Annotated in this window: 20 protein-coding genes and 1 riboswitch; of the genes, 14 read left to right on the top strand and 6 right to left on the bottom strand. The window is 69.3% G+C overall.

Translation table 11 applies throughout. The annotated features are described in order from the left end of the window. Positions 1-116: 116 nt before the first annotated feature. Positions 117-728: a YqgE/AlgH family protein gene (locus AC27L4_RS02880; protein ID WP_487140445.1), complete on the bottom strand. Its 612-nt coding sequence runs from the start codon at positions 726-728 to the stop codon at positions 117-119. A 134-nt stretch (positions 729-862) separates the two neighbouring features. Between AC27L4_RS02880 and AC27L4_RS02875 the strand changes: the two genes are divergently transcribed. Both AC27L4_RS02875 and AC27L4_RS02870 read left to right on the top strand, forming a co-directional pair. After that, entirely contained in the window at positions 863-1,687 is an 825-nt protein-coding gene (locus AC27L4_RS02875) for a protein-disulfide reductase DsbD domain-containing protein (RefSeq protein WP_487140444.1), read from the top strand. A gap of 53 nt (positions 1,688-1,740) precedes the next feature. Next, positions 1,741-2,226: a redoxin family protein gene (locus tag AC27L4_RS02870; RefSeq protein WP_487140443.1), complete on the top strand. Its 486-nt coding sequence runs from the start codon at positions 1,741-1,743 to the stop codon at positions 2,224-2,226. 40 nt (positions 2,227-2,266) lie between these two features. Here AC27L4_RS02870 and rnhA read toward each other — a convergent pair whose 3' ends face one another. The 3 genes from rnhA to ispH all read right to left on the bottom strand — a co-directional run bounded on the left by rnhA (position 2,267) and on the right by ispH (position 4,827). Beyond that, complete coding sequence (gene rnhA / locus AC27L4_RS02865) at positions 2,267-2,728, bottom strand: ribonuclease HI (RefSeq protein ID WP_487140442.1); 462 nt, start codon at positions 2,726-2,728, stop codon at positions 2,267-2,269. After that, positions 2,725-3,690: a homoserine kinase gene (locus AC27L4_RS02860; RefSeq protein WP_487140441.1), complete on the bottom strand. Its 966-nt coding sequence runs from the start codon at positions 3,688-3,690 to the stop codon at positions 2,725-2,727. The genes rnhA and AC27L4_RS02860 overlap by 4 nt, the downstream gene beginning before the upstream one ends. Positions 3,691-3,846: 156 nt before the next feature. After that, positions 3,847-4,827 carry a 4-hydroxy-3-methylbut-2-enyl diphosphate reductase gene (gene ispH / locus AC27L4_RS02855; RefSeq protein WP_487140440.1) on the bottom strand — a complete coding sequence of 327 codons (981 nt, stop codon included), beginning with the start codon at positions 4,825-4,827 and terminating at the stop codon, positions 3,847-3,849. A 239-nt stretch (positions 4,828-5,066) separates the two neighbouring features. Here ispH and AC27L4_RS02850 point away from each other — a divergent pair, with 239 nt between their 5' ends. The 7 genes from AC27L4_RS02850 to AC27L4_RS02820 all read left to right on the top strand — a co-directional run bounded on the left by AC27L4_RS02850 (position 5,067) and on the right by AC27L4_RS02820 (position 13,005). Then, entirely contained in the window at positions 5,067-5,738 is a 672-nt protein-coding gene (locus tag AC27L4_RS02850; RefSeq protein WP_487140439.1) for a hypothetical protein, read from the top strand. Positions 5,739-5,877: 139 nt separating this feature from the next. Then, a riboswitch (glycine riboswitch) is annotated at positions 5,878-5,968 on the top strand. A 160-nt stretch (positions 5,969-6,128) separates the two neighbouring features. After that, positions 6,129-7,280, top strand: coding sequence for a glycine cleavage system aminomethyltransferase GcvT (gcvT, locus tag AC27L4_RS02845; RefSeq protein WP_487140438.1), 1,152 nt, complete (start codon positions 6,129-6,131; stop codon positions 7,278-7,280). 8 nt (positions 7,281-7,288) lie between these two features. Continuing rightward, positions 7,289-7,657, top strand: coding sequence for a glycine cleavage system protein GcvH (gene gcvH, locus AC27L4_RS02840; RefSeq protein WP_487140437.1), 369 nt, complete (start codon positions 7,289-7,291; stop codon positions 7,655-7,657). Positions 7,658-7,712: 55 nt separating this feature from the next. After that, positions 7,713-8,192, top strand: coding sequence for an OsmC family protein (locus tag AC27L4_RS02835; protein WP_487140436.1), 480 nt, complete (start codon positions 7,713-7,715; stop codon positions 8,190-8,192). A 15-nt stretch (positions 8,193-8,207) separates the two neighbouring features. Continuing rightward, the gene (gene gcvPA / locus AC27L4_RS02830; protein WP_487140435.1) at positions 8,208-9,548 is read left to right on the top strand and encodes an aminomethyl-transferring glycine dehydrogenase subunit GcvPA; all 1,341 of its coding nucleotides are present in this window, start codon (positions 8,208-8,210) and stop codon (positions 9,546-9,548) included. Beyond that, positions 9,548-11,110 (top strand): aminomethyl-transferring glycine dehydrogenase subunit GcvPB, encoded by a 1,563-nt coding sequence (gcvPB, locus tag AC27L4_RS02825; RefSeq protein ID WP_487140434.1) that lies wholly within the window; start codon positions 9,548-9,550, stop codon positions 11,108-11,110. Before gcvPA ends, gcvPB begins: the two co-directional genes overlap by 1 nt. A gap of 218 nt (positions 11,111-11,328) precedes the next feature. Next, positions 11,329-13,005: an electron transfer flavoprotein-ubiquinone oxidoreductase gene (locus tag AC27L4_RS02820; protein ID WP_487140433.1), complete on the top strand. Its 1,677-nt coding sequence runs from the start codon at positions 11,329-11,331 to the stop codon at positions 13,003-13,005. 62 nt (positions 13,006-13,067) lie between these two features. Here AC27L4_RS02820 and bfr read toward each other — a convergent pair whose 3' ends face one another. Next, the gene (bfr, locus tag AC27L4_RS02815; RefSeq protein WP_487140432.1) at positions 13,068-13,550 is read right to left on the bottom strand and encodes a bacterioferritin; all 483 of its coding nucleotides are present in this window, start codon (positions 13,548-13,550) and stop codon (positions 13,068-13,070) included. 255 nt (positions 13,551-13,805) lie between these two features. Here bfr and AC27L4_RS02810 point away from each other — a divergent pair, with 255 nt between their 5' ends. From AC27L4_RS02810 to AC27L4_RS02800, 3 genes are all read left to right on the top strand, one after another. Next, on the top strand, positions 13,806-14,060 hold the full coding sequence (locus tag AC27L4_RS02810; protein ID WP_487140431.1) for a (2Fe-2S)-binding protein: 255 nt from the start codon (positions 13,806-13,808) through the stop codon (positions 14,058-14,060). A gap of 163 nt (positions 14,061-14,223) precedes the next feature. Continuing rightward, positions 14,224-15,963 carry a tetratricopeptide repeat protein gene (locus AC27L4_RS02805; RefSeq protein WP_487140430.1) on the top strand — a complete coding sequence of 580 codons (1,740 nt, stop codon included), beginning with the start codon at positions 14,224-14,226 and terminating at the stop codon, positions 15,961-15,963. Continuing rightward, complete coding sequence (locus AC27L4_RS02800; protein ID WP_487140429.1) at positions 15,960-16,835, top strand: 4-(cytidine 5'-diphospho)-2-C-methyl-D-erythritol kinase; 876 nt, start codon at positions 15,960-15,962, stop codon at positions 16,833-16,835. The genes AC27L4_RS02805 and AC27L4_RS02800 overlap by 4 nt, the downstream gene beginning before the upstream one ends. A 152-nt stretch (positions 16,836-16,987) precedes the next feature. On the opposite strand, the gene AC27L4_RS02795 is transcribed toward AC27L4_RS02800, so the two are convergent. Next, positions 16,988-17,659, bottom strand: a complete 672-nt coding sequence (locus tag AC27L4_RS02795; RefSeq protein ID WP_487140428.1) for a FadR/GntR family transcriptional regulator — start codon at positions 17,657-17,659, stop codon at positions 16,988-16,990. Between the two features lie 184 nt (positions 17,660-17,843). Here AC27L4_RS02795 and AC27L4_RS02790 point away from each other — a divergent pair, with 184 nt between their 5' ends. Then, the gene (locus AC27L4_RS02790; RefSeq protein ID WP_487140427.1) at positions 17,844-18,716 is read left to right on the top strand and encodes a fumarylacetoacetate hydrolase family protein; all 873 of its coding nucleotides are present in this window, start codon (positions 17,844-17,846) and stop codon (positions 18,714-18,716) included. Beyond that, positions 18,713-19,489, top strand: a complete 777-nt coding sequence (locus AC27L4_RS02785; protein WP_487140426.1) for an alpha/beta fold hydrolase — start codon at positions 18,713-18,715, stop codon at positions 19,487-19,489. Before AC27L4_RS02790 ends, AC27L4_RS02785 begins: the two co-directional genes overlap by 4 nt. Positions 19,490-19,506: the final 17 nt, after the last annotated feature.

Below are 19,506 nucleotides of genomic sequence, written 5' to 3'. Positions count from 1 at the left end.
GAAGCCGGAGCCCCGCCCTCCGCCGGTCATCCCCGCGGGGTGACACCTTGCATACTCGATGAAGAAGACTTCTTGCGCCCAATCCCGCACCCAGCGGGCCCGAGCGTCCACCGCCCTCAGGCGTGGCCGGCCTCGCTCGACAGCATGCCGGGCTCGATGCCGATCTTGCGCAGGGCCTGCTCATACTTGGTGTCGGTTTCCGGCCCGAAGATGATGTCCGGATCGGCGTCGCAGTGCAGCCAGCCGTTGGCGTTGATCTCCTGCTCCAATTGCCCGGCGCCCCAGCCGGCATAGCCGAGCGCCAGCACGGCCTGCTCGGGCCCCTCGCCGAGGGCGATGCTGCGCAGGATGTCGAGCGTCGCGGTCAGGCAGATATTGTTCTCGATCGGCAGCGACGAATTGTCGATGAACACGTCGCTGGTATGCAGGACGAAGCCGCGACCGGATTCCACCGGCCCGCCGTTCAGCACCCGGATCGCCTGGCCTCGCGGCGCCTTGATGTCGGCCACGGAGTTGACGACACCGAGCTGCTGCAGCAGGTCGTCGAAGCGGACGTTCTTGGCGGGCTGGTTGACGACGATGCCCATGGCGCCCTCGTCCGAATGGGCACACAAATAGATCACGCTACGCGCGAAACGCTCGTCGCGCATGCTCGGCATGGCAACGAGAATCTTGCCGTCAAGGAAACTGCCGGCCGAAGCCAGCGCACTGCGAACCTTGGATCCCATGGGTCGATCGTGAAGCAACAAGTCGGCTTTGTTAAGACAAAAATTGCATGCCGCGCCCCCCGCGCCGGCGTCCTGCCGCGACGCTCACGCCTTCGTGGCTGGCACGTGACCCTCGCATCGGCTACGGCGTGCGGATGCGACATTTCCACCCATGCCTGATCCCGGCTCTGCTGCTCGTCCTGCAGCCTGTCGCCGGCCGCGCCGCCGAGGCATCGCCCTGGTCCGCGACCACCGGCGCGGCCATTCGCCTGGTGCCGGACGCCTCCTCACCGGAGCAGCGCCGGGCCGGCCTCCAGATCCGCCTGGACCAGGGCTGGAAGACCTATTGGCGCAACCCCGGCGATTCCGGCGTGCCACCGGTGTTCGATTGGTCGCGCTCGGACAATGTCGCTGCGGTAACCGTGCTCTGGCCGGCGCCGCACCGCCTGGTGGACGAGGACGGCACGTCGATCGGCTACAAGACCAGCACCGTGCTGCCGCTGGAGGTGAAGCCCAAGGATGCCTCCAGGCCGGCGACCCTGGCGCTGTCGCTCGACTATGCCATCTGCAAGACGATGTGCGTGCCGGCCAAGGGCGACGCTTCGCTCCGGCTCGACCCGACGGGCTCCTCCGATGCGGCCTCGGACGCGCTGCTCGCGGCGGCGCGCGCCGCGGTGCCGACGCAGAAGCCGCTCGGCACCGCGGCCGCCCCCGCCCTCACCCGCATCACGTTCGACGCCGCCGCCAGGCCGGCCCGGCTGACGATCGAGGTCGACGCCTCGCCCGAGGCCGAGCTCTTCGTCGACGGTCCCGCCGACTGGTACCTGCCCGTGCCCGAGCCCGTGGCCGGCGGCCCGGGCCGCCGCTTCACCCTGGCGCTCGACGGCCTGCCGAAATCGGCCGCCCCGTCAGGCAAGGTGCTGCGGTTCACGCTGGTCGATGCGGCCGGTTCGGTCGAAACGCCCTATACGCTGCCGTGATCGTCGCTGTATCCTGACGGCCTCCTTCGACCGTCCTGCCATGGAGCTCCAGAATGACGATCAAGACCGGCGACCGGCTGCCCGAGACCGACTTCCGCGTGATGACGCCCGACGGCGTCGCCGTGCGCTCCACCGCCGACGTGTTCAAGGGCCGCAAGGTGGTGCTGTTCGCCGTGCCCGGCGCCTTCACGCCCACCTGCCACAAGAACCACCTGCCGGGCTTCCTGGCAGCCCAGGACGAGATCCGGGCCAAGGGGGTCGACACGATCGCCGTCACCTCCGTCAACGACCCCTTCGTCATGGATGCCTGGGCCAAGGCGTCGGGCGGCTCCGGCAAGATCGAGTTCCTGGCCGACGGCAGCGGCGACTTCGCCAAGGCGATCGGCATGGAGCTCGATGCCTCCGCCAAGGGCCTCGGCCTGCGCTCGCAGCGCTATGCCATGCTGGTCGAGGACGGCGTGGTGACGGTGCTCAACAAGGAAGAGAACGCCAGCCAGGCCGACGTGTCGAGCGCCGCGAATCTGCTCAAGGCGCTGTGACCGGCCCGCATCGAACCGGGGCTCGCCGATGGCGGGCCCCTCAGCCTGCCTGCTTGCGCGCCTTCAGATAGGGCGCCATGCCCTGGCGGGCGAGGAGATCCGCCTCCTCGTTCAACGGCTCGCCGGCGTGGCCCTTGACCCAGTGCCAGGCGACGTCGTGCCGCTCGACGGCGGCATCGAGGCGTTTCCACAGATCCTCGTTCTTCACCGGCTTCCTGTCGGCGGTGCGCCAGCCATTGCGCTTCCAGCCGTGGATCCAGCCGGTGATGCCGTTGCGCAGATACTGGCTGTCGGTGTGCAGGTCGACGGCGCAGGGCCGCGACAGCGCCTCCAGCCCCTCGATCGCCGCCAGCAGCTCCATGCGGTTGTTGGTGGTGACGGGCTCGCCGCCGGACAGGGCCCTGCGATGCTCGCCCCAGATCAGGATCGCTCCCCAGCCGCCCGGCCCCGGATTCCCGGAGCAGGCGCCGTCGGTGTAGAGGGTGAGGCGCCGCGAGCTCATCCGTCCAACCCGTAATCGGCGGCGCCGGCGACGCGCTGGTGGAACCGCAGCTTCTTGAGATATTCGACCGGGTCCTTCGGCTTGACCAGGGCGCCCGGCGGCACGTTGAGCCAGTCGACTAGGCGCGTCAGCAGGAAGCGCAGCGCCGAGCCGCGCGCCAGCACCGGCAGGGCCTCGGTCTCGGCCGCCGACAGGGGCCGCAGGCTGCGATATCCGGCCAGGAGCGCCCTGCCCTTCGTCGCGTTGTAGGAATGGTCCGCCTCGAAGCACCAGGCGTTGAGGCAGATGGCGACGTCATAGGCCAGGATATCGGTGCAGGCGAAATAGAAGTCGATCAGGCCGGAAAGGCGGCCGCGCAGGAAGAAGACATTGTCGGGGAACAGGTCGGCATGGATGGTGCCGACCGGCAGGCCCTCCGGCCAATGCGCCTCCAGGACGGCGAGCTCGCCGCGGATGGTCTCGTCGAGGCCCCGCTGCACACTGTCGCTGCGGCCGCCGGCCTGCTCGAACAGCGGCCGCCAGCCTGCAACGCTGAGCGCGTTGACCCGGCGCCCCTGGTAGTCGAGCGCGGCCAGATGCATCGCCGCCAGCGCCCGGCCGACCGCCGCGCAGTGCTCCACGGTGGGGCGCTTGATCCAGACCCCCTCGAGGAAGGTCACCAGCGCGGCCGGGCGTCCGGAAAGCTCGCCCAGCGCCGACCCGTCGCGCCGCCGCACCGGCATCGGGCAGGTGACGCCGCGCGCGGAGAGATGTTCCATCAGGCCGATGAAGAACGGCAGGTCATCGCGCCGCACGCGCTTCTCGTAGAGGGTGAGGATGAAGCTGCCGCGCTCGGTGCGCAGGATGTAGTTGGTGTTCTCCACCCCCTCGGCGATACCCTTGCAGGCCAGCACCGCGCCAATGTCGTAGCCGGCCACGAAGCGGGCCAGATCCTCGTCGGAGACTTCCGTGTAGACGGCCATGCGCAGGGTTCCGGGAACAGGCGATGCCAGCACTTAGAGCAAAGCACGTTTTGGTGGAAACGCTCGTTGCTCTAACTTCTTGTTTCGACGCGTCTTTGCGACTTGACGCGATTCCGTCAAATCGCAAAACGCTTTAGCGGAGGCGGGGAAGCGGCGTCAAACCGCCAGCTCCAACGGTTCCGGCGCCTCGCGCAGTTCCCGGGGCAGCGGGAAGAACATGCTTTCATCCGCCGTCGAAACCGTCTCGACCTTCAGGGCATAGCGCTCGGCGAAGGCATCGAGGATTTCCTCCACCAGCACTTCGGGCGCGGACGCGCCGGCGGTGACGCCGAGCGAGGCGATGGCGCCGAACACGGACCAGTCGATGTCGGCGGCGCGCTGCACCAGCACGGCGATGCGGCAACCCTGGCGCTCCGCCACCTCGCGCAGGCGCTGGGAGTTGGAGGAGTTGGGGGCGCCGACGACGACCATCGCCTCCACCCGCGGCGCCACGGCCTTGACCGCCTCCTGCCGGTTGGTGGTGGCGTAGCAGATGTCCTCCCTGTGCGGCCCGACGATCGCCGGGAAGCGCCGCTTCAACGCTTCGACGATCTCGCGCGTGTCGTCGATGGACAGGGTGGTCTGCGTGACATAGGCCAGCGCCGCCGGGTCGCGCGGGACATAGGCGGCCACGTCGGCCAGGGACTCGACCAGCCGCACCGCGCCCTCGGGCAATTGGCCCATGGTGCCCACCACCTCGGGATGGCCGCGATGGCCGACCAGCACGATCTCGCGGCCACGCTTCCAGTGCACCTCGGCCTCCCGGTGCACCTTGGTCACCAGCGGGCAGGTGGCGTCGACGGCGAAGAGATTGCGGGCGCCGGCGGCGGCAGGCACCGACTTGGCGACGCCATGGGCGGAGAAGATCACCGGCGCGGCCGTGTCCGGCACCTCGTCGAGCTCCTCGACGAAAACCGCGCCCTTCGCCTTCAGGCTCTCCACCACATATTTGTTGTGGACGATCTCATGACGCACATAGACCGGGGCGCCGTGGATTTTCAGCGCCTTCTCCACCGCATCGATGGCGCGCACCACGCCGGCGCAGAACCCGCGCGGGTTGCAGAGAAGAACGGAAAGCGACGGCTTGGGTTGATGCATGGCGGTCGGATATGGGGCCGCGCGGCAACAGGCGTCAAGATAGGAGCGGCGCGTCCGGGCGCTCCGGCCTCCCGTACTAGGAGGTCGCGGCCGGCCGTGATATCGCTCGCACGGCTTCGGCGCCGTCACCGAATCGTCGAGGCCGGATGGATTTCGAGGTTGAAGCTCCGTGCCGGATCGCCGGCGCGGAGGTTGGGATCGGGTGGGCATTGGCGGTTTCGGCGTCACGGAGTTCGGACATGGTCGGCGTGCGTATCGGCATCTGGGCCGCGCGGTGCGCGGGATTGGCGGCGCTGGTCGCGCTTGGGGGCTGCGGTGGCGGCGGGGGCGGTAATGCCGGCTTTCTCAGCGGCGTCTACGGCTCGGCAGCCGAGGAGACCACGCCCAACCCGAACATCTCCAACGGCGTCACCGTCTCCACCGCCGCCGAGCCCGGCCGTACCGTGGTCATCCCGATGGACCCGGACAAGGAATGCCCGCAGATCAACGTGCCGACCGGCATGTCCTCCTATGCCGCCTATGCCGGCGAGCCCTCGCCGTCCAATGTCCGCCACCAGATGGTGCTGTCGGACTTCGCCCGCGAATGCACGCTGATCTCGGGCACGACGGTGGGGATCCGCGTCGGCGTCGGGGGGCGCGTGCTGCTCGGCGAGAAGGGCTCGCCCGGGACCTTCTCGGCGCCGCTGACCATCACCGTGCGCGACCGCGACACCAACCCGATCTACAGCAAGACCGTCCAGGTCTCGGCGACGGTGCCGCCGGGCGATTCGCAGGGCACTTTCAAGTACATCGCCAACGACATCGTCATCCCGCTGCAGCTGGAGAAGCCGCTGCGCTACTACGAGATCCAGCTCGGCTTCGGCGGCAAGGCTGCAGCAGCCGCACCGGCACGCAAGAAGCGGCGGGCCTGACGGCCCGTCCCGCAGGTCGGCGGACCGGGCGCCGGAAGCCGGATTGCACGCCGTTCGCGGCCCGTCGAAATTTGTCGCCTGCGACAGAGGATCGCGGGTTGACGACGCAACGGCGCAGCACTAGCGTCGCGCCATACGTTTGATCCCCGCGGAAGAGACCGGCCCCCGAGGCCGGCGCCGAAGGAGCAACCGCCCCGGAAACTCTCAGGCATCCGGACCGCGTGGGGGACGACACTCTGGAAAGCGGCACGGGCGCGCAAGCGGCCGGGCTCACCGACGGGCGCAAGCGAACGGCCAGGGTGCCCGTTCGTGAAATCTCTCAGGTACCGCGACAGAGGGGGCACTCGACCGGACATCCGTCCGGAGGTGCAACCTGTCGTCGGAGCCGCAATGGCAGAGCCGAACCTGGGGCCGGATCAGGGCCCCCTCCTTGAGACACCGCTCCACGCCGCCCATGTGGCGCTCGGTGCCCGCATGGTGCCTTTCGCCGGCTACGCCATGCCGGTGCAATATCCCAGCGGCATCCTGGCCGAGCACACCCATGCCCGTACGGCCGCCGGCCTGTTCGACGTGTCGCATATGGGCCAGGCCGTCCTGAGGGCGGCCGACCATGCCGGCGTCGCGGCCGCCCTGGAGAGCCTGGTCCCAGCCGACATCCAGAGCCTGCCGCGCGGCCGCCAGCGCTATTCCCAGTTCCTGAACGCCGATGGCGGCATCCTCGACGACCTGATGGTGGCACGCTCGCCCGATCCGGCCGCGGACGGCACGCTGATGCTGGTGGTCAACGCCGCGCGCAAGGCACACGACTTCGCGCTCCTGCGCGAGCGGCTCGCCGGCCGGGCCGAGCTGGCCGTCGCCGACGACCGGGCGTTGCTGGCCCTGCAGGGCCCCGAAGCCGCGGCGGTGATGGCGGCGCATTGCCCCGAGGCAGCCGCGCTGCCCTTCATGGGCATGGCGCCGGCGCGCTTCGACGGCATCGACATCGCCGTCTCGCGCTCGGGCTATACCGGCGAGGACGGCTTCGAGATCTCCGTCAGGTCCGATCAGGCGCGCGCGCTCTGGGATGCCCTCCTCGGCGACGCGCGCGTCAAGCCGATCGGCCTCGGCGCCCGCGACTCGCTGCGCCTGGAGGCCGGGCTTTGCCTCTACGGCCACGACATCGACGAAACCACCACGCCGATCGAGGCCGGCCTTGCCTGGTCGATCCAGAAGCGGCGCCGCGAACAGGGCGGCTTCCCCGGCGCGACCCGCGTCCAGGGCGAGTTGCGCGAGGGAGCGGCGCGGCTGCGCGTCGGCCTCAAGCCGGAGGGCCGGGCGCCGGTGCGCGAGGGCGCGGCGATCAAGAGCCCGTCCGGCGCCGTGATCGGCAGCGTCACCTCCGGCGGCTTCGGGCCGACCGTCGGCGCGCCGATCGCCATGGGCTATGTCGCCAGCCACTTCGCCGAGCCCGGCACCGCCGTCACCGTCGACCTGCGGGGCAAGGACGTGCCCGCCCGGATCGCCGCCATGCCGTTCACCCCGCATCGCTACAAGAGGAGCTGAGGGAGCCGATGCCCGTCGTCAAATTTTCCAAGGACCATGAATATGTCTCGGTGGACGGCGACGTCGCCACCGTCGGCATCACCGACTATGCCCAGTCGCAGCTCGGCGACGTGGTGTTCGTCGAACTGCCGGCCGCCGGCAAGGTGCTCAAGCAGGGCGACGAAGCCGCGGTGGTGGAATCGGTGAAGGCTGCCAGCGAGGTCTACGCGCCGGTCTCCGGCACGGTGGTCGAGGTCAATGCCGGCCTGCCCGACAGCCCCTCCACCGTCAACGAGGATCCGCAGGGCAAGGGCTGGTTCATCCGGATCAAGCTCTCCGACCCGGCCGAGCTCGACGGGCTCATGGACGAAGCGGCGTACCAGGCCCTGATCGCATGAGACGCGGCGGGCCCCGCGCCCGCCGCTACCGCTCCTGACGGGAGGAAGACGAGCCATGACCCACAGCTACAATGCCATCGTCCGCTGGCGTCGAAACGGGGCGGTGTTCACCGACAACCTCTATTCGCGCGCCCATGACTGGGAGTTCGACGGCGGCGTCATCGTGCCCGCCTCCTCCTCCCCCTCGATCGTTCGCCTGCCCCTGTCGCAAGAGGAGGCGGTGGACCCGGAGGAGGCCTATGTGGCGGCGCTGGCCAGCTGCCACATGCTGTTCTTCCTGTCCTTTGCCCGCAAGCAGGGCTTCGTCATCGACTCCTATGTCGACGAGGCCCTCGGCGAGATGAGCCGGGACGCGCGCGGCAAGATGTGGGTGTCTCGCGTCACCCTGCGCCCGGCGCTGACCATCTCGGGCGAAAAGCGCCCGACCGCCACCGAGATCGACGGCCTGCACCACCAGGCCCACGAGGAGTGCTTCATCGCCAACTCGGTGAAGACCGAGATCGTGGTGGCTCCTCCTGCCCCCCTGTTCGTCTGACCGAGGCCCTTCTTCATGCGTTACCTGCCCCTTTCCGATGCCGATCGCGGCGAGATGCTGGCGCGAATCGGCGTCGGTGACATCGATGCCCTGTTCGCCAGCGTCCCCGCCGACAAGCTGCGCAAGACCCTGCCCGACCTGCCGCTGACCAAGGGCGAGCTGGAGGTCGAGCGCATCATGGGCGCCATGGCGGCCAGGAACGTGCCGGCCTCGTCCGTGCCGTTCTTCGTCGGCGCCGGCGCCTACAAGCACCACGTGCCGGCGACGGTGGACCACCTGATCCAGCGTTCGGAGTTCCTGACCTCCTACACGCCCTACCAGCCGGAGATCGCCCAGGGCACGCTGCAATATCTCTTCGAGTTCCAGACCCAGGTGGCGCTGCTCACCGGCATGGAGGTGGCCAACGCCTCGATGTATGACGGCTCCACCGGCACCGCCGAGGCGGTGCTGATGGCCCATCGCATCACCAAGCGTCGCAAGTCGGTGCTGTCGGGCGGCCTGCACCCGCATTACCGGCAGGTGGTGGAGACGGTCTCCGGCATGGCCGGCGACGCGGTGACGGCGCTGCCCCCGGACGTCCGCGCCGGCGAGGACATCATCGCCGCCATCGATGCCGACACCGCCTGCGTCGTGGTGCAGACCCCGGACGTGTTCGGCAACCTGCGCGACCTCACCGCCATCGCCGCCGCGGCGCAGAAGGCGGGGGCGCTGCTGATCGCCGTGTTCACCGAAGCGGTCTCGCTCGGTCTGGTGACGCCGCCCGGGGCCATGGGCGCCGACATCGTCGTCGGCGAAGGCCAGTCGATCGGCAATGCGCTGAACTTCGGCGGCCCCTATGTCGGCCTGTTCGCAACCCGGCAGAAATATGTCCGGCAGATGCCGGGGCGCCTGTGCGGCGAGACGGTCGACGCCGAGGGCCGGCGCGGCTTCGTGCTGACGCTGTCGACGCGCGAGCAGCACATCCGCCGCGACAAGGCCACCTCCAACATCTGCACCAATTCGGGCCTGTGCGTGCTGGCCTTCACCGCCCACATGACGCTGCTCGGCGAGAAGGGGCTCAGGGCGCTGGCGCGGCTCAACCACGCCAACGCCGTCAAGCTCGCCGACGCCCTCGCCGGCGTGAAGGGGGTCGAGGTGCTGCAGCAGGCCTTCTTCAACGAGTTCACCATCCGCGTGCCGGGGAATGCGGCCGAGCTGATCGAGGCGCTGGCGGCCAGGGGCGTGCTCGGCGGCGTGCCCATGTCGCGGCTGGCGCCGGGCGCCGGGCTCGACGACCTCATCCTGGTGGCCTCGACCGAGGTCAACACCGACGACGACCGCGCGGCCTATGTCGCTGCTCTGAAGGACCTGATCTGATGCTCAACCGCCAAGGCCGCCCCACCGCCCCCGGCGAAACCGCCGCCGCCGGCCATCCGACCTTCACCGGCAACCGCGCGCTGATGATCGAGGAGCCGTTGCTGTTCGAGATCGGCCGCACCGACACGACCGGCGTCGACGTCGACCTGGCCGGCGACGTCCCCTCCCGCCTCGGCGGGCACGAGCGCCGCGATCCGATCGGCCTGCCGGGCCTGACCGAGCCGGAGACGATGCGCCATTACGTGCGCCTGTCGCAGAAGAATTTCGGCATCGATTCCGGCCTCTTCCCGCTCGGCTCCTGCACGATGAAGCACAATCCGCGCCTCAACGAGAAGGCGGCGCGGCTGCCCGGCTTCGCCGACATCCATCCGCTGCAGCCGGTCTCGACCGTGCCCGGCGCGCTGGCGCTGATCGACAGGCTGGCGCACTACCTCAAGGAACTCACCGGCATGCCGGCCGTGGCGATGAGCCCGAAGGCCGGCGCCCATGGCGAGCTCTGCGGCATGATGGCGATCAAGAGCGCCATCGCGGCCCGCGGCGAAGGCGCCACCCGGACCGTGGTGCTGGTGCCCGACTCCGCCCACGGCACCAATCCGGCGACGGCGGCGCTGATCGGCTTCACCGTCGAATCGATCCCGGTGCGGCCGGACGGCACGGTCGACCCGCAGGCGGTGCGCGCGGCGCTCGGCCCGCAGGTGGCGGCGATCATGCTGACCAACCCGAACACCTGCGGCCTGTTCGAGCGGGATGTGGCCGAGATCGCCGACGCGGTGCATGAGGCGGGCGCCTATTTCTACTGCGACGGCGCCAATTTCAACGCCATCGTCGGCAAGGTGCGGCCGGGCGACCTCGGCGTCGACGCCATGCACATCAACCTGCACAAGACCTTTTCCACCCCGCATGGCGGCGGCGGACCGGGCGCCGGCCCGGTGGTGCTGTCGGAACGGCTGGCGCCCCACGCGCCGCTGCCCTTCGTGGTCGGCGGAGCGCTGGTCGAGCAGCCGGAGGACGCGCCGGCCGGCGCCGAGCCCTTCGGGCGGATGAGCGCCTTCCACGGCCAGATGGGCATGTTCACCCGGGCGCTGACCTACATGCTCAGCCACGGCGCCGACGGCATGCGGCAGGCCTCCGAGGACGCGGTGCTCAGCGCCAACTATGTCCGGGCCTGCCTCGCCGACCTGATGTCCCTGCCCTTCGGCGACCAGCCCTGCATGCATGAGGTGCTGTTCGACGACAGCTGGCTGAAGGACACCGGCGTCACGACGCTCGACTTCGCCAAGGCGATGATCGACGAGGGCTATCACCCGATGACGGTGTATTTCCCGCTCGTCGTGCACGGCGCCATGCTGATCGAGCCGACGGAAAGCGAGTCCAAGGCCTCGCTCGACCTGTTCATCATGACGCTGCGCGACCTCGCCCAGGCCGCCGGGCGCGGCGATACCGAGCGCTTCACCGGCGCGCCCTACCACGCCCCGCGCCGGCGGCTCGACGAGACCCGCGCGGCGCGCCAGCCGGTGCTGCGCTGGACGCAGCCGGAGCCGGTGCGCGAGGCGGCGGAATAGGCGGCCTTTCACCGGCCGGATCGGGCCGTTCCCGGGGGCGGTGCATTCCGCTGTCCCCGGTCTCCCCGTTCCGGCGAGCCGGCGCGATGCCGTCGAAGCGGCGGACGCCCTGGGGCGCCCCGATCATCCGGTCCGGCCGGTGATTGCCGCATGACGGTTTGCACCTCTTCCAAAAACGTGGAAAAAGCACGGGGGATCAAGCCTCTCGGGAGCCGCTCATGACCGACACCACCGACCTCGGACCGCGCGAGGCCATGGAGTATGACGTGGTGGTGGTCGGCGGCGGCCCGGCCGGGCTCGCCGCCGCGATCCGGCTGAAGCAGATCAACCCCGACATCTCCGTCGTCGTGGTCGAGAAGGGCTCGGAAGTCGGCGCGCATATCCTGTCGGGCGCGGTGATCGATCCCATCGGCCTCGACCGCCTGTTGCCCGACTGGCGCGGGGACGAGGCCCGACCGCTGAAGACCGAGGTCAGCGAGGACATCTTCTACTATCTCGGCCCGTCGGGCTCGATACGGCTGCCGAATTTCGGCATGCCGAAGCTGATGTCGAACCACGGCAATTTCGTCGGTTCTCTCGGCAATGTCTGCCGCTACCTCGCCGGCAGGGCCGAGGCGCTGGGCGTCGAGATCTATCCCGGCTTCGCCGCCGCCGAAGTGCTCTATGACGACAAGGGCGCGGTGGTCGGCATCGCCACCGGCGACATGGGCATCGGCCGCGACGGCAAGCCCCATGCCGGCTTCACCCGCGGCATGGAGCTGCGCGGCAAGTACACCCTGTTCGCCGAGGGCGCGCGCGGCAGCCTGACCAAGACGCTCCTGGCCCGGTTCGGGCTCGACGCCGGCCGCGAGCCGCAGAAATACGGCATCGGCCTCAAGGAGCTGTGGCAGGTCGACCCGGCCAGGCATGTGCCGGGGCGGGTGCAGCATTCCTTCGGCTGGCCGCTCGACAACGGCACCGGCGGCGGCTCCTTTCTCTACCACCTCGAGGACAACCAGGTGGTCGTCGGCTTCGTGGTGCACCTCAACTACAAGAATCCCAACCTGTCGCCCTTCGACGAGTTCCAGCGCTTCAAGCACCACCCGGTGGCGGCGCAGGTCCTGGAAGGCGGCAGGCGCATCGCCTACGGCGCCCGCGCCATCACCGAGGGCGGCTACCAGTCGGTGCCACGGCTCGTCTTCCCCGGCGGCGCGCTGATCGGCTGCGCGGCCGGCTTCGTCAACGTGCCGCGCATCAAGGGCAGCCACAATGCGGTGCTGTCGGGCATGCTGGCGGCCGATCATGTCGGCGCCGCCCTAGCCGAGGGCCGCGCCCATGACGAGCTGGCGGGCTACGAGGCCGGCTGGCGGGGAAGCGATATTGGGCGTGATCTGAGCAAGGTGCGCAACGTCAAGCCGCTCTGGTCGAAGCTCGGCACGATCGGCGGCGTCATGCTCGGCGGCCTCGACATGCATTTCACCGAGAAGCTGGGCTTCTCGCCGTTCGGCACCCTCAAGCACGGCAAGCCCGACCATGCCTGCCTGCAGCCGATCGCCGATGCCAAGCCGATCACCTATCCCAAACCCGACGGCAAGCTCTCCTTCGACAAGCTGTCATCGGTGTTCCTGTCCTCGACCAACCACGAGGAGGATCAGCCGATCCATCTGAAGCTGAAGGATCCCTCGGTCCCGATCGCCAGCAACCTGCCGCGCTACGGCGAGCCGGCCCGGCTCTACTGCCCGGCGGGCGTCTATGAGGTGGTCTACGCCGACGAGGCGGCCAAGACCGACCCGCGCTTCGTCATCAACGCGCAGAACTGCGTGCACTGCAAGACCTGCGACATCAAGGATCCGGCCCAGAACATCAACTGGGTGACCCCGGAAGGTGGCGGCGGGCCGAACTATCCGAACATGTGAGCCGGGCGAAGCCGGCGGGCGGGCGAGCCGGAGAGGCCGGCCCGCCCCGTTCGGCCGGAGGCTCAGTCCTCTTTCAACCCGCCCATGTGCTTCTGGGTGTAGAGCTGGATGCCGAGCCGCTCGATCAGGTCGAGCTGGGTCTCGAGGAAATCGATATGGCCTTCCTCGTCGGTCATGTTCGCCTTGAACAGGTCATGGGTGACGAAGTCCTTGATCGAGGCGCAATAGTCGGCCGCTTCCTGGTACATCAGCCGCGCCTCGCGCTCGGCGGCGAGGTCGCACTCGATGACTTCCTTGACGGTCTGCCCGATCCGCAGCGGGTCGAGCGTCTGCATGTTCGGGAAGCCTTCCAGGAACAGGATGCGGGTGGTCAGCTTGTCCGCGTGCTGCATCTCCTCGATCGATTCGGCCCGCCATTTCTTGGCCAGATCCTGCAGGCCCCAATTGTCGAAGATGCGATAATGCAGCCAATACTGGTTGATGGCGGTCAGCTCGCTGCGGAGCGCACGGTTGAGATAGTCGATGACCTTCTTGTCACCCTGCATGGTCCGTCTCCCGTTGTGCGTACATTGTTAGATTAGAATACTTCCAATCAAACGCAAGCGGAGATCCGCGCGGACGCCGCCACCCTGGCGAAGGCGGCGAGAATGGCATGCCGGCAAGCAGCCTTGTGGAAATTCCACAGTTTATGACAATTCCAAACTGCAGTTTGAAGCAATTCCATTCTTTGCCGCAAGCATTGACAGGACGACCGCCGGCCGTCACATCCCTCTTCGCCAAGTCATGGGTTCGAACAGTCGATGATCGTTTGCTCCTGCCGTGTCCTGACCGACAAGGATTTCGCCAGCACGCTCGACACTGAGCTGCCGGGCTGTCCGCGTTCGGCGACGGAAGCCTATCGCTGCCTGGGCTGCGGGCCGGAATGCGGCCGCTGCCTGAAGACGGTCCGGCGGATCCTGGCCGACGCGCGCGCCGCCGCCCGCTGCCACGACTGCAAGGAGGATTGCGCCCTGCGCGAGGCGATCGAGGCCCCCCTGCTCGACGCGGCGGAATGACCCGCCGGGCGTGAGGGGCGCTTCCCCGGCCACCCGGGGGAAGCGCCGAGATGCCGCAGCAACGTCTTGTCCCGCGGCCGCAAAGCAGCCATTGTCGCAGGCGATGCTTCGTCTTTGCCGGCCGCCCGTGCAGGCCGCCGCCCGTTCCGGAGAACCGACGTCCGTGATTGCAAACCATCGCTCGCGCCTGATCGCCGCCCTCGTGGCCGCAGCGATCGTCGGCGCCACCGCTTCGCCCGCCAGCGCCGTACGGCGCATCCAGCGCGCGCCGGACGGCATGACCATGACCGGCGGATTCCTGGCAGGCCGCCTGGCCGCGAGCCTGCGCGACAACCAGGCCGCCTCGAATTTCTACCAGACCGCGCTGAAGGCGAGTCCCAACAATCTCGACCTGATCGACCGCACTTTCCTGGCCCTGCTGCAGGCCGGCGAAATGGACCGGGCATTCCGCTTCGCCGAGCGCCTCGTGGCCGCCGACAAGCTGCATCGCATCGGCCGGCTGACGCTCGGCGTGAAGGCGCTCAAGGCCCGGCAATACGCCACGGCGCGCACCAATCTCGACTTTGCCGCCCAGCGCCCCTTCCTCGACCTGATCGCGCCGCTCCTGAGCGCCTGGGCCGACGCCGGCGCCGGCGAGACGGCCAGGGGTGTCGCGGCAGCCGACAAGGTCAAGGCGGAGGACTGGTACACCAGCTTCCGCGACTATTCCTCCGGCATGGCCTATGACATGGCCGGCGACAAGGCCAACGCCGTCAAGCGCCTGAAGGCCGCCACCGACCGCGATTCCTCGGCCGTGCGCATCACCGAGGCCTATGCCAGGGCGCTGGCGCGGGACGGCCAGCGCGACGAGGCGCTGAAGGTGCTCAAGGCCTATGACGAGAAGCTGCCGCGCCATCCCGCGATCCGGGCGCTGATGGCCGATATCGAGGCCGGCAAGCCGATCGCGCCGACGGTGCGCACGGCGCAGGAAGGCGCCAGCGACGTGCTGGTCGGCCTCGCCGCGCCGCTCGGCAAGCAGGGGGGCACGGACTACGCGCTGGTGTTCTACCAGCTGGCGCTCTACCTCGCCCCCGACAACGCCTCGGCCCAGATCGGTCTTGCCGACCTCTACACCGACCTGAAGCAGCCCGAGCGCGCCGTCGCGCTCCTGGAGCAGGTTCGCGCTTCCTCCCCGCTCAAGCGCAATGCCGAGATCGAGCTCGCCGGCGCCCTCGACCAGCTCGACAAGACCGACGAGGCGACCTCCCACCTCAAGGAGATCATCCGCCAGGATCCCCAGGATCTCGATGCGATCATCGCGCTGGGCGGCCTCTATCAGGGCCGCAAGAAGTACGCCGAGGCCGCGGACGCCTTCACCCAGGCGATCGAGGTGATCGGCACGCCGACTCGCGCCAACTGGTCGACCTACTATTTCCGCGGCGTCGCCTATGAGCGCACCAAGCAGTGGCCGAAGGCGGAGGCCGACTTCAGGAAAGCGCTGGAGCTGTTCCCGGACCAGCCCTCGGTGTTGAACTATCTCGGCTATTCCTGGATCGATCAGGGCACGCATCTCGACGAGGGCATGACCATGATCAAGAAGGCGGTCGAGCAGCGCCCCGACGACGGCTACATCGTCGACAGCCTGGGCTGGGCCTATTACCGCCTCGGGCAGTATGACGACGCGGTGAAGCAGCTCGAGCGGGCCGTGACGCTGAAGCCGAGCGACCCCACCATCAACGACCATCTGGGCGATGCCTATTGGCGCACCGGCCGCAAGCTGGAGGCGACATTCCAGTGGCGGCACGCCAAGGATGCCAAGCCCGAGCCGCAGGATCTGGAGAAGATCGAGCAGAAGCTCAAGAGCGGCCTGAAGGAGGACGAGGCACGGTCGGCGGACGCGACCAAGCCCGCGAAGGGCGGGTGACGGCCGATCCGCTGCTCGAGCACGCTCCCGCGAAGGTCAACCTGACGCTGCACGTGCTCGGCCGGCGCGCCGACGGCTACCATCTGCTCGACAGCCTCGTCGCCTTTGCCGCCAAGGGCGACGCCCTGACGCTGCAGCCGGGAGCCGGCCTGTCGCTGCGCGTCACCGGCCCGACGGCGAAGGCGGCGGGCGAGGGTGCCGACAATCTGGTGATCCGGGCGGCCGAGGCGTTGGCGGCGACGGTTCCCGGCCTGGTCACGGGGCACTTCCACCTGCTCAAGCGCCTGCCGGTCGCAGCCGGCATCGGCGGCGGCTCCTCGGACGCGGCCGCGGCGCTGCGGCTGCTGGCGCGGGCGAACGGCCTGGCGCCGGATGACCCACGCCTGATGGCGGCGGCGCGCCAGGTCGGCTCGGACGTGCCCGTCTGCCTCGAGGCCAGGGCGCGGCTGATGGGCGGCGCCGGCGAGGCCCTGTCCCCGCCGGTGGCGCTGCCGCGCCTGCCGGCGGTGCTGGTCAATCCGCGCGTCGCCGCGCCGACCGACGCGGTGTTCCGGGCGCTGGGGCTGTCCCCCGGAACCCTGGCCGCCGGCCCGCTCCAGGCCTTCGGCGCGGGAGCCTCGCGACGCGACCTGATCGAGGGACTGCGCCGGGCGCGCAACGACCTGGAGGCGCCCGCCATCGCCGTGGCGCCGGTGGTCCGCGACGTGATCGACCTGACGGCGGCGCAGCCCGCCTGCCGCCTGGCGCGCATGTCCGGCTCCGGCGCCACGGTTTTCGGCCTGTTCGACAGTTCCCGTGCCGCCGTGGCAGCCGCGCGCGCCCTGCGCGCCGCGCGGCCGGGCTGGTGGGTGGCGACGACGATGGTGGGATAGGCGCCGGCCTCAGAGCCCGTTTTGAAACGCGCTGCGGTGAGTGAGATGACGGTGATTCGAGAACCGGGGCGCAGCGGACTTGATGTCCGTGAGCACCGGAAGCGCAAAAAGCGCCGTCAGATCGCCGCCGCAGCGCGTTTCAAAACGGGCTCTCACCGCCCCAGCATGTTGGCCGCCACCGTCCGCAGATGCGCCTGCATGGCGGTGCGGGCCGCGTCGGGGTCGCGGTCCCGGATCGCGTCCATCACCAAGCCGTGCTCGCGGCAATAGACCGTACGGCGCTCTTCCGAGAAGGAGCGCTTCTTCATCTCGAACCACGGGCTCCGATTGCGCAGCAGGCGCAGGAGATTGTGGATTTCGCGCAGCAGATCGTTGCGCGAGCAGGCGAAGATGCGGTGGTGGAACTCCGCATCCCACTGCTCGAAGCGCGGCATCTCGATCGAGGCCGTCGCCATGCGGTGCGCCTCCTCGACACCGGCGATCTCGGCCGCGCTGGCGTTGGTCGCGGCGAAGGCGGCCGCGGGGGGCTCCAGCAGGAGGCGGATCTCCATCATGTCGGCCGGGCTCGCCCCTTCCATGCGGGCGAGCGTGGCGGCGAGCGATGGCGCGCCCTCCCCGAGCACGAAGGTGCCGCGGCCGACCTGGCGGGTGATGGCGCCGTCCTCCTCCAGGAGCAGCATGGCCCGACGGATGGTGTTGCGCGCCACGCCGAGCTCGGCCGCGAGGTCGCGCTCGGGCGGGACGCGACGCCCGCCCGCCCACTCGCCGGCCTCGATGCGCTGCCTCAGGCTGCGGGCGATGTCGGCGGCGACGAGGCGTGGCATGCCTTGGGGCGTCCCGTTCTGATCCAATTCTGAACCAATTATCACTCCAAATCAGATTGGTCCAGAAAAAAGGCAACAGCACAGTCTGTTTTCCGGTTGCCAGAGCACCGAAACTGAGCCAACATTCCTCGCAATATGAACCAATAAGAACAAGATGGTTCAGTTTAACCGGGAAGGAAGGCGCATGCGGGTGGCCACGTTCTCGATCGGCGGCGAGCGCCGGGTCGGAGAAGTCGACCTCGAACGCGGCATCGTCGTGCCGTTCGACCTGCCGCCGTCCGAGGCGGAGGCCGGGATCCTCGCCCTGATCGGACGGCGCGACATGCCGGCCCGCCTGTCGCCGATCGCGATCGAGCGGGTCGACGTCGAGGCGCCGATCCCGCGGCCGCGGCGCAACATCTTCTGCATCGGCAAGAACTACCACGAGCACGCGCACGAATTCGCCCGCAGCGGCTTCGATTCGAGCGCCGGCGCCGGTGCCGTGCCGAAGGCGCCGATCATCTTCTCCAAGGTGCCCGAGACCGTCATCCCGTCGGCAGCCAGGGTGATGATCGATCCCGGCGTCTCCGCCGCGGTCGACTACGAGGCGGAGCTTGCGGTCATCATCGGCCGGCAGGGGCGCGGCATTCGTCCCGAGAATGCCTTCGACCATGTCTGGGGCTACACCATCGTCAACGACGTGACGGCCCGGGACCTGCAGGGCCGCTACAGCCAGTGGCTGGTCGGCAAGTCGCAGGACACGTTCTGCCCGATGGGACCGTGGGCGGTGACGCGGGACGCGATCGACATCGCCAACACCGGCATCCGCTCCTTCGTCAACGGCGAGCTGCGCCAGGACTCCAACACCGGCCTGCTGATCTTCGACATCCCGACCATCATCGCGACGATCTCGGCCGGCCTCACCCTGCAGCCCGGCGACGTCATCGCCACCGGCACGCCCGCCGGCGTCGGCATCGGCTTCGATCCGCCGCGCTATCTCAAGGGCGGCGATGTCGTCCGCATCGAGATCGACGGCATCGGCACGCTGGAGAACCCGTTCGAGGAAGTCCGCCCATGACCACCGTCAATCTCGGACGGATGACGGTGGAGGTCGCCGGGGACGGCTTCCCGGTCGTGATGGTGCACGGCCTCGGCGGCACCTCCAACGCCTTCCAGCCGCAGATGCCCGTCCTGGAAGGCTACCGCGTGCTGCGCCCCGACCTGCCGGGCGCGGGACGCTCCCCGCCGCCGCACGAAGAGATCTCCGTCGAATGGCTCGCGGCCGTGCTGGTCTCGGCGCTGCGCACGCTGGGCGTCGCCCGGGCCCATTTCGTCGGCCACTCCATGGGCACGATCCTGTGCCAGCGCATCGCGGCGGACGAGCCGGCGCTGGTCGCCTCCCTCACCCTGTTCGGCGCCATCGTCGAGCCGCCGGACGGCGCACGGACCGGGCTCCTCGCCCGGGCCCGCCTCGCCCGAGCGGAAGGCATGGACGGCATCGCCGAGCAGATCGTCGCCAACACCCTGTCGCCGGCCACGCGCAGCACCGCGCCCACCACCCTCGCCCTGGTGCGCGAGCTGCTGATGCGCCAGGACCCGCAGGGCTATGCCCGCCATTGCGAGGCGCTGGCCAAGGCCCGGGCGGTCGATGCCCGGCTGATCTCGGCGCCGACGCTGCTCGTCACCGGCGATGCCGACGCCGTGGCGCCGCCCGGCATGGGCCAGATGCTGGCCGACCGGATCAAGGGCTCGAGCCTGTCGATCCTCGACCGCTGCGGCCACTGGGCGACGCTCGAGAAGCCGGCCGAGTGCAATGAAAGAATGGGCAATTTCCTGAAACGCGTCCAATAATGGCGCCAAGCCGAGAA

The organism is Labrys sp. Lb11 (assembly GCF_057554225.1).
This window is presented reverse-complemented; position numbering and strand designations above follow the sequence as displayed.